The organism is Rhodococcus sp. (in: high G+C Gram-positive bacteria) (genome assembly GCF_049286785.1).
Lineage (GTDB): Bacteria > Actinomycetota > Actinomycetes > Mycobacteriales > Mycobacteriaceae > Rhodococcus_F.
Window position 1 is genome coordinate 1 of the sequence record NZ_JBAQEO010000357.1, and the last position, 2,161, is coordinate 2,161.

The 2,161-nt window shown below is 66.0% G+C and carries 3 protein-coding genes; all 3 read right to left on the reverse strand.

The genetic code is table 11. From position 1 onward, the window contains the following. A partial coding sequence (locus WAW17_RS13250) for an acyl-CoA dehydrogenase family protein (protein ID WP_422333425.1) occupies positions 1-692 on the reverse strand: 692 nt, incomplete at its 3' end. Then, positions 692-1,567, reverse strand: a complete 876-nt coding sequence (locus tag WAW17_RS13255) for an enoyl-CoA hydratase (protein ID WP_422333426.1) — start codon at positions 1,565-1,567, stop codon at positions 692-694. The genes WAW17_RS13250 and WAW17_RS13255, both read right to left, overlap by 1 nt. An 85-nt stretch (positions 1,568-1,652) precedes the next feature. Further along, the coding region (locus tag WAW17_RS13260) for an enoyl-CoA hydratase-related protein (RefSeq protein ID WP_422333427.1) at positions 1,653-2,161 on the reverse strand (509 nt) is incomplete at its 5' end.

Genomic DNA, 2,161 nt, shown 5'->3' on the forward strand with positions numbered 1-2,161 from the left:
CGGCCGACGTCGCCGAGGACCTGGTCCTCGGGCACGAACACGTTGTCGAACTGGATCTCGGCGAAGCTTGCGTGCCCGTCGATCCGGCGAATAGGCGAGATCGTGATCCCGGGGGAGGAGAGGGGGAAGAGGAGATAGGTGAGGCCGCGATGACGGTCCGCCTGCGGGCCCGTGCGAAAGAGCCCGAATGCCCAGTCCGCAGAGGGAGCATGTGAGCTCCATATCTTGCGTCCGTTCAATCGAAATCCACCGGGAACCGGGTCTGCGCGGGAGGTCAGCGATGCCAGGTCGCTGCCCGACTCGGGTTCGGACCATGCCTGTGCCCAGATCACGTCACCGCGCGCCATCGGCAGCAGGATCTGCTCCTTCTGCGCCGGTGTCCCGACCTCCATCACTGCCGGAGCGAGAAGGGAAATCCCGTTCTGGGACAGGCGGTACGGGCCGTTGAGTGCGTGGTAGGCGTCCTCGAACAGGATCCATTCGATCACCGACGCATCACGGCCGCCATACTCGGCCGGCCACGTCAGCACCGACCAGCCTCCCTCGAACAGCCGACGGTCCCAGTCCCGGCTTCGCGCTACCGCTTCGGGCGTGCCGGGTGGTGCATACACTCCGGTGGGCGTGTTCTCGGCAAGCCATGAATAGGCTTCGTCGTAGAAGGCGTGTTCGGAGTCATCGAGTTCGAGGTTCATCAGCGCGCGTCCCTCTGCGGGGCCGGACTCGTGGCGACCGAAGAGGCGCGGATCGCCGCGGGAATGCCGGACGGATCGAGTGGCTCACCGAACTGAATCATGTTGTGCGCGTGCGCCAGCTGGTGCAGACCGAATGCTGTCTGCATCGCGTTCGCTTGGCCCTGGGCGTCGACGGCCGCGTTGATCGCCTGCTTGACGAGCTTGACGCCGAGTTGCGGCTTGGCGGCGATCTTGTCGGCGAGTCGCTGGGTGAACTCGCCCAGCTCTGCACGCGGCACCACATGATTGACCATCCCCGTCGCCGCGGCCTCGGCGGCCGTCCACGGTTGCGCGGTCATCAGCAGTTCCTTGGCCTTGCGCGGGCCGAGTTCCCACGGGTGCGCGAGCCACTCGACTCCGCCTATCCCGAAGTCGACCACCGGATCGAGGAACAGCGCGTCGTCGGATGCGACGATCATGTCGCACACCCACGCCAGCATCAGTCCGCCTCCGATGCATTTGCCCTGCACCGCAGCGATCGTCGGCTTGGCGAAGTCCCGCCAGCGCTTGCACATGTCGAAGTAGATTTCGTGTTCGCGGGCCAGGCGGCCCTCGGCGCCGGGCGCCTCCCAGCCCGCCCAGGTGCTCACGCAATGGTCGGGCTCGTCGTAACGCTTCGAATCGGTGATGTCGTGGCCCGACGAAAAGTGCGGGCCCTCGGCCGCGAGGACGACCACGGCCACGTCACGATCCTGCGCTGCCCGATCGAATGCGTCATTGATCTCGTACGTCATCGGGACGCTCTGTGCATTGCGTTTCTCTACGCGGTCCAGCACGATCCACGCGACGTGATCGCCCCTGCGCTCGTACCGAACCGTCGGCTTCTGCTCAGACACCTTACCTCCTGCATGTTGCATGTAACATGCAGACTAGCAGGAAGCCTGTGCCCGAGTCCAGAGAAGGGTTGGGAGGTCTTCCTTTTCAGCGACCGGACCACACAGGCGGCCGCTTCTCCGCGAATGCGCGCGGACCCTCGGCGGCATCTGAGGACGCCATCAGGACGTCCACCTCGCGTGCGGTACGCGCCCAATGTTCGCTTTCGCCGGGGCACGCGTCGCCGTCCTGGCCGCGGGCTATCCGCTTCGCCGCCTGTACGGCGAGTGGAGCGTTGGATGCGATTGTTCGTGCCAGTTCCGCAGCCGCGGAACGTACTTGGTCGTCCGGGACGACCATGTTGATCAGATCGAGTTCGAGCGCACGGTCCGCGTCGATGGCCTCGCCGGTCAAGAGCATCTGCATGGCGACCCGGCGTGGTACCTGATCGACCAGGCGGAAGGCGCCCCCGGCACCGGCGACGAGTCCACGACGCACCTCCGGAAGTCCGAACGACGCGGATCGCGCCGCGACGATGAGATCGCAGGCGAGTGCGATCTCCGCTCCGCCGCCGAGCGCCGCACCGTTCACCGCGGCGATGATCGGCTTGCTGATGT